Here is a 6,273-nt window from a genome sequence, read left to right as displayed (position 1 = left end):
TTCCCTCAGCAAAACCCCAATATTAAGATTTCAACGATCTCCGTAGTTCTCTTTCTCAGCTTTTTAGTGTGACGTTTGATTTCACAGACGGTACAACACATCGATTCAAAATAAAGGGGTCAGAGTACTTTATTACGCTAAATACCGTAGCGTAGTCATACATTTTTCGTCCAGTACTGATAAATCAAAAAAATGTACTCTGACCCTATTTTTCTGGGATATAGAGATCGCTCGTTTCTTTATGCCAGTAGTGTGTGTAATTACGAGTTTGAAGGTGAGCTAAAATTCTATAGTTCGCCAGCTTAGGCAAAGGTATTAAAGATGTAAAACAAGGGCGGTGTAATTAAAGTCTTAACTTCTTATGAGCTTGAAAAGTACTCTGACCCCATTTGTTAGATAAGTAAAAATGTACTCTGACCCCATTATTTTTGTGTTGTCAGTATTTGTAGACATTCTTATTCGATAAAAGCCTTAATAGATCTGACTTACTTTTAGCAAAGTGAGCGTTTTTTGGTAAACTCTGTCGAGTATTTTTCTAGTCGAAGTAAATAGGACAAACTAATGGCCGTATTCGGTACAGTATTCATGCCACAAATGGCACTTGCTACCTTTGTCAACGATAAGTGGACTGACACCGAATTTGTCAGTGCAGATAGTATTCAGCTGCACCCTGGTGCACACGTGCTTCATTACTCAAGTACATGCTTTGAAGGATTGAAAGCATTTAAGCACGAAGATGGCAGCATCAACATTTTTAGAATGGATAAGAATATTGAGCGCTTTGCTCAAAGTAGCCGTCTACTTAACTTGCCTGAAATAGACAAAGCGCAAGTCGAAAAGATGATCATCGATATTGTTGCAAAATATGCCTCTGAGGTTCCAGAGCCTCCAGGTTCTATGTATATCCGCCCTACGCATATCGGCACAGAAGCGTCTATCGGTAAAGCGGCAGCGCCATCAGCAAGTTCTATGCTATACGTCCTGTTATCGCCGGTTGGTGATTACTTTGCTGGCGGTTTGAAGCCACTTCGCTTGTTGCTTGACGAAACAGGCATGCGCTGTGCGCCGCACATGGGAATGGTAAAAAGCGGTGGTAACTACGCCAGTGCGTTGCCTCCTATTCTTAAAGCGCGTGCAGAAGTTCAGGCTGATCAAATTCTGTTTTGCCCTAATGGCGATGTACAAGAAACCGGAGCTGCTAACTTCCTGCTTATCGATGGTGATGAAATCATTACCAAAGGGTTAGATTCTAGCTTCCTACACGGTGTGACCCGAGCAACGATTCTTCAAATTGCCAAAGACCACGGCATGAAAGTGAGCGAGCGTGATATTACTGTAGACGAACTACTAGAGCGTTCAGCCAAACCGAACACTGAAGCAGCACTGTCTGGTACAGCGGCTGTACTTACGCCGGTAGGTACTTTTATTCACAATGATAAAGAGTATCAGGTGGGTAACGGAGAAGCTGGCCCAGTAACGATGAAGCTAAGACAAGCGTTAAATGATATCCAATGGGGTAAGGCTGAAGACACTCACAATTGGTTGGTGAAAGTGCCAAACTAGTCTAATCAGACACCCATTAAAAAAGCCTGCGAACGCAGGCTTTTTCGTATCTAAAAAGGCACTCGATTACTTCGCTTTGCCTTGCTTAGCGACTGCATCCATCATTGCTTTGATAGCGTCAGCATCGCCAAGATATTCTTTAGAGATTGGTTTAAGGTTTTCATCTAGTTCGTATACTAGCGGTACACCTGTAGGAATGTTTAGACCCAACACTTCTTCGTCTGACATACCATCAAGGTACTTAACAAGAGCACGAAGACTGTTGCCGTGCGCAGCAATAATTACGCGCTTGCCTGCTTGGATGTCTGGACGAATAACGTCGTGCCAGTATGGTAGTACACGTTCGATAGTTAGTTTTAGACTTTCACCACGTGGCAAGATGTCAGCATCTACATTGTTGTAACGCGGATCGTGACCTGGGAAGTGCTCGCTATCATCTTCAACGGCCGGAGGTGGGATGTCGAAGCTACGACGCCAGATTTTAACCTGTTCTTCACCATGCTTAGCGGCAGTCTCTGCTTTGTCTAGACCTGTTAACGCACCGTAGTGACGCTCGTTCAGACGCCAGTGACGCTCAACTGGAAGGTAGTGCTGACCCATCTCTTCAAGTGCAATATTAAGTGTTTTAATTGCGCGAAGAAGTACAGACGTATAAGCCTGATCAAATGTAAATCCAGCATCTTTAAGAAGCTGACCTGCGGTCTTTGCTTGTGCTACACCAGTGTCGGTCAAGTCAACGTCGTGCCAGCCTGTGAAACGGTTTTCCAAGTTCCACTGACTTTCTCCATGACGAATAAGTACCAATTTATACATAGTTGGGTTACCTGCGGCGTTAGAGTGAAATAGTCTGAGATAATTCCAGAAATTGGACGTTCAGACGTATATTTAAAAATCTGCTGTTATCATCCTTGATTGGCGCTTAAAAATCCAGTTTATGCTGGTACAAAATCGCAGGTAAGACGTGTGTTTATCACTATAACTTGGGAATATATTATATAAAACGGGTAAGGTCTGGATGAGCAACTTTTATCCACTCTTTCATTGATGGCTCTTCAATAAAGCTAAAGTCTTCGAAGTCGAAGCCAGGTGCTACTGTACAACCAACAAGTGAGTAATCACCCATCGTTGCGGCTGCCTGAAAATTCCCTGCTTTAACAACTTCAACATAGTCCGTGCTTTGCCCACCAATGCGACGTTCCCACAACTGTTGTTTTTCAAGTTGAAACAGTTGTAGTGGAGCCCCTTCGTAGTGATTCCACACTTCATCATGTAACACGCGATGAAAACGACTTACTTGTCCCTTTAGTAGAAGAAAATAAATATGAGTAAGCGCGGGACGACTAGCATTGTGCACAAACGATTTAGTTTCGTTTTCAGAACGGAAAACTTGACGATAGAAACCTCCCTCGGGGTGAGGTGCAAGGTTGTACTTCTTAACTAGCGGGTGTGTCATGATAACTTCGTTATTATTGTTATTGCTTACTACTTATGCTTGTATATCTCAAAGCTTTCCTAAGCATGTATTAAGACATTTAATGTTTAACCTTCTTTTAAGCATACCGTTTGGTGCGTTATAAGAAAACAGAAATGTTGCATATTTGTAAACCATATTAATCATCAAGTACTCTGTGCATACGCGAAGTTTTCTTACCAATTAGCCTCAATATAAAGTGTGCCAAGCTTACTTACCAATAAGCGCTATCTGCCCTAGTCAGCTTTTTCCAGCTGTTATAGCGCTTCTTCATAATCCATCTGTTTAAACCAATAATGAGAAATAGCTAAAAAAGCGATGCCATTACTAATAGTAGGTGAACTTTTTTTCATGTTTAGGCCGTACAAATTGGAAAATAAGGCGACGAAAAACACGTTGCTCGTTTCTTGCGTTGGCAAAATTGAAACGTACACAATATTCACGAACAGGCAAAGAAGGATGGTGAGCGTATGACATATAAGTCTTTTTCGCAGCTTGAAGTAAACGGCAAAAACTTCAAGGCGGTTAATTTTGACGGTATAGGCAGTAAATATGCGCTCGACAGGCTTCCGTTTTGTATCAAAATTCTTTTGGAAAACCTGATTCGTCATGAAGACCAAGAGTTTGTTAACAGCAACGATATTGAGCAAGTAGCAAAGTGGGACACAGATAATCACGTTGATCACGAAGTGTCTTTTGTTCCCGCACGCGTCATCCTCCAAGATTTTACGGGTGTGCCTGCTATTGTTGATTTAGCAGCCATGCGCGATGCGGTTAATCGTTTAGGTGGCGACGCTCAGGCGATTAATCCCCTCAATCCAGTAGAGTTGGTTATTGACCACTCAGTAATGGTAGATCATTTTGCTGAAGACGATGCGCTTGAAAAGAATACCGACATTGAAATTCAGCGAAATAGAGAGCGTTATCAATTTCTAAAATGGGGTCAGTCTAGCTTTGACAATTTCAAAGTGGTTCCCCCTGGTCGCGGTATCGTGCATCAGGTTAACCTAGAGTATCTTGCTCGTTGCGCCTTTACTAAGGAACAGGATGGGGAAACGTTGGTTTACCCAGATACCCTAGTAGGGACAGATTCGCATACCACTATGATTAATGGCCTTGGCGTACTTGGCTGGGGTGTGGGAGGCATTGAAGCAGAAGCGGCGATGCTGGGTCAACCAGTAACAATGTTATTACCAAAAGTGGTTGGCTTCAGGCTTTCAGGTAAGTTACCTGCTGGCGTAACTGCCACCGACATGGTGCTAACTATCACACAACAACTACGTGAACATGGCGTTGTTGGAAAATTTGTAGAATTCTATGGACCGGGTCTTAAGCATCTTACTACGGCAGACCGTGCCACCATCGCAAACATGGCGCCCGAATATGGTGCTACTTGCGGTATCTTCCCTATTGATGATGTTGCGCTAGATTACCTGCGACTCACCGGCCGAGACGAAGATCAAATTGCCCTTGTTGAGGAATATGCAAAGTTCAGCCACTTATGGCACGACGACCACTCAAAAGATGCCCAGTATCATGAGACCCTTGAACTTAACTTAGATGAAGTGGTTCCTTCACTTGCTGGACCTAAGCGTCCTCAAGATAGAATTGCCCTCGATAATGCAGCAGAGGCATTTAGAGAGTGGCATCGTTCGCAAATTGACGTGAAAGTGCTTGATGAAGAAACCGATCTCATCGCGGAAGCGGGGTTAGGTACAACAGACGAGGTGGACGAAGAACACGACTCGTTCGTGGAGTTCAGAGGAAGCAAGTTCAACCTTGAAGATGGCGCTATTGTAATAGCTGCTATCACCAGCTGTACTAATACGTCAAATCCATCTGTACTCGTTGGCGCAGGCTTGCTTGCGAAGAAAGCAGCAGAAAAAGGGCTAACTCGTAAGCCGTGGGTTAAGACTTCATTAGCACCTGGTTCTCAGGTTGTTACTCAGTATCTAGAAGATGCAGGTCTTATGGACCCACTTGAAGCACTAGGCTTTAACTTGGTTGGCTACGGCTGTACTACGTGTATTGGTAACTCTGGACCGCTACCTGATGCCATTACCGACGCCATTAGAAAAGCGAAACTTACGGTTACCTCAGTTTTATCTGGTAACCGCAACTTTGAAGGGCGTATCCATCCTGATGTGGCTGCAAACTACCTTGCATCACCACCACTGGTTGTTGCATACGCGTTGGCTGGGAACATGAATGTAGATATCACTGAAGAGCCGTTGGGGCAGGCGAGTGATGGTTCTCCGGTATATCTAAAAGACATCTGGCCTACCGAAGACGAAATTCAGCAATACATAGCGGAAAACGTCACCGGTGATTTGTTTAAAGAAAAGTATGCAGATGTATTTAAAGGAAGCGGTGAATGGAATGAGCTGCAGGTGAGTAAAACATCGGTCTACGACTGGCCAGAATCAACCTACATTAAGCATCCACCTTTCTTTGAAGTAATGGGTAAAGAGCCAGAGGCTCTAACTGCAATTGAAAACGCACGATGCTTGGTTAAGGTGGGCGATTCGATTACTACCGACCATATTTCTCCAGCCGGCGCCATCGCAGAAGATAGCCCAGCCGGAGAGTACCTGCAGGCCCAAGGGGTTGAGCCTAAAGACTTTAACTCTTATGGATCGCGTCGTGGTAACCACGAGGTTATGATGAGAGGTACGTTTGCTAACGTGCGTCTTCAAAACCAATTAGCACCCGGCACAAGAGGCAGTGCTACCACACACTTCCCAAGTGGCGATGGTATGTCTATTTTCCATGCTGCTATGCGTTACAAAGATGATGGCGTACCAGCCATTGTTATTGGTGGAAAAGAGTACGGTACTGGCTCGAGTCGAGATTGGGCTGCTAAAGGCCCTTCTTTGATGGGGGTGAAAGCAGTATTAGCCGAGAGCTACGAGAGAATTCACCGCTCTAACCTGATTGGAATGGGGATTTTGCCACTTCAATTTAAGTCAGGTGATAGCGCGAGTTCTTTGGAGCTTAAAGGCAATGAGTCTTTTTCTATTAACGCTGTTGAACGTGGGCAGACTGAGGTTGAAGTTAAAGCCGTGTCGGATGAAGGAAAAACAACAACGTTTACGATGGATATCAGAATTGATACATCAAACGAGTTCACTTACTTTGAAAACGGCGGCATTCTGCATTACGTGATAAGAGAATACTTGAAGAAATAGCACGTTTAAGGGTAATGGTTAGCGACTTCTCTGTAGTGAGAAGTCGCTATG

General features: G+C 44.0%; 4 protein-coding genes. 2 read left to right on the top strand and 2 right to left on the bottom strand.

The genetic code is table 11. From position 1 onward, the window contains the following. Positions 1–561: 561 nt before the first annotated feature. Positions 562–1,563, top strand: a complete 1,002-nt coding sequence (locus tag ACFI6J_RS14300; protein WP_014947969.1) for a branched-chain amino acid aminotransferase — start codon at positions 562–564, stop codon at positions 1,561–1,563. Positions 1,564–1,629: 66 nt separating this feature from the next. Here ACFI6J_RS14300 and gpmA read toward each other — a convergent pair whose 3' ends face one another. Together gpmA and ACFI6J_RS14290 are read right to left on the bottom strand one after the other, a co-directional pair. Next, positions 1,630–2,376 carry a 2,3-diphosphoglycerate-dependent phosphoglycerate mutase gene (gpmA, locus tag ACFI6J_RS14295; protein ID WP_014947970.1) on the bottom strand — a complete coding sequence of 249 codons (747 nt, stop codon included), beginning with the start codon at positions 2,374–2,376 and terminating at the stop codon, positions 1,630–1,632. 178 nt (positions 2,377–2,554) lie between these two features. Beyond that, entirely contained in the window at positions 2,555–3,016 is a 462-nt protein-coding gene (locus ACFI6J_RS14290) for a cupin domain-containing protein (RefSeq protein ID WP_039225136.1), read from the bottom strand. A gap of 488 nt (positions 3,017–3,504) precedes the next feature. On the opposite strand from ACFI6J_RS14290, the gene acnA reads away from it, so the two are divergent. Beyond that, positions 3,505–6,222, top strand: a complete 2,718-nt coding sequence (acnA, locus tag ACFI6J_RS14285; RefSeq protein WP_156085811.1) for an aconitate hydratase AcnA — start codon at positions 3,505–3,507, stop codon at positions 6,220–6,222. The last annotated feature ends 51 nt before the right edge of the window (positions 6,223–6,273 follow it).

The organism is Alteromonas sp. G4i13 (genome assembly GCF_054960505.1).
The sequence above is the reverse complement of the archived record's forward strand: the minus strand, read 5'-3'. Positions and strand labels throughout refer to the sequence as shown.

What these genes read in the sequence shown, in the direction of transcription:
- acnA (WP_156085811.1), top strand. Translation starts at nt 3,505, where the DNA reads ATGACATATAAGTCTTTTTCGCAGCTTGAAGTAAACGGCAAAAACTTC.
- gpmA (WP_014947970.1), bottom strand. Translation starts at nt 2,376, where the DNA reads ATGTATAAATTGGTACTTATTCGTCATGGAGAAAGTCAGTGGAACTTG.
- ACFI6J_RS14300 (WP_014947969.1), top strand. Translation starts at nt 562, where the DNA reads ATGGCCGTATTCGGTACAGTATTCATGCCACAAATGGCACTTGCTACC.
- ACFI6J_RS14290 (WP_039225136.1), bottom strand. Translation starts at nt 3,016, where the DNA reads ATGACACACCCGCTAGTTAAGAAGTACAACCTTGCACCTCACCCCGAG.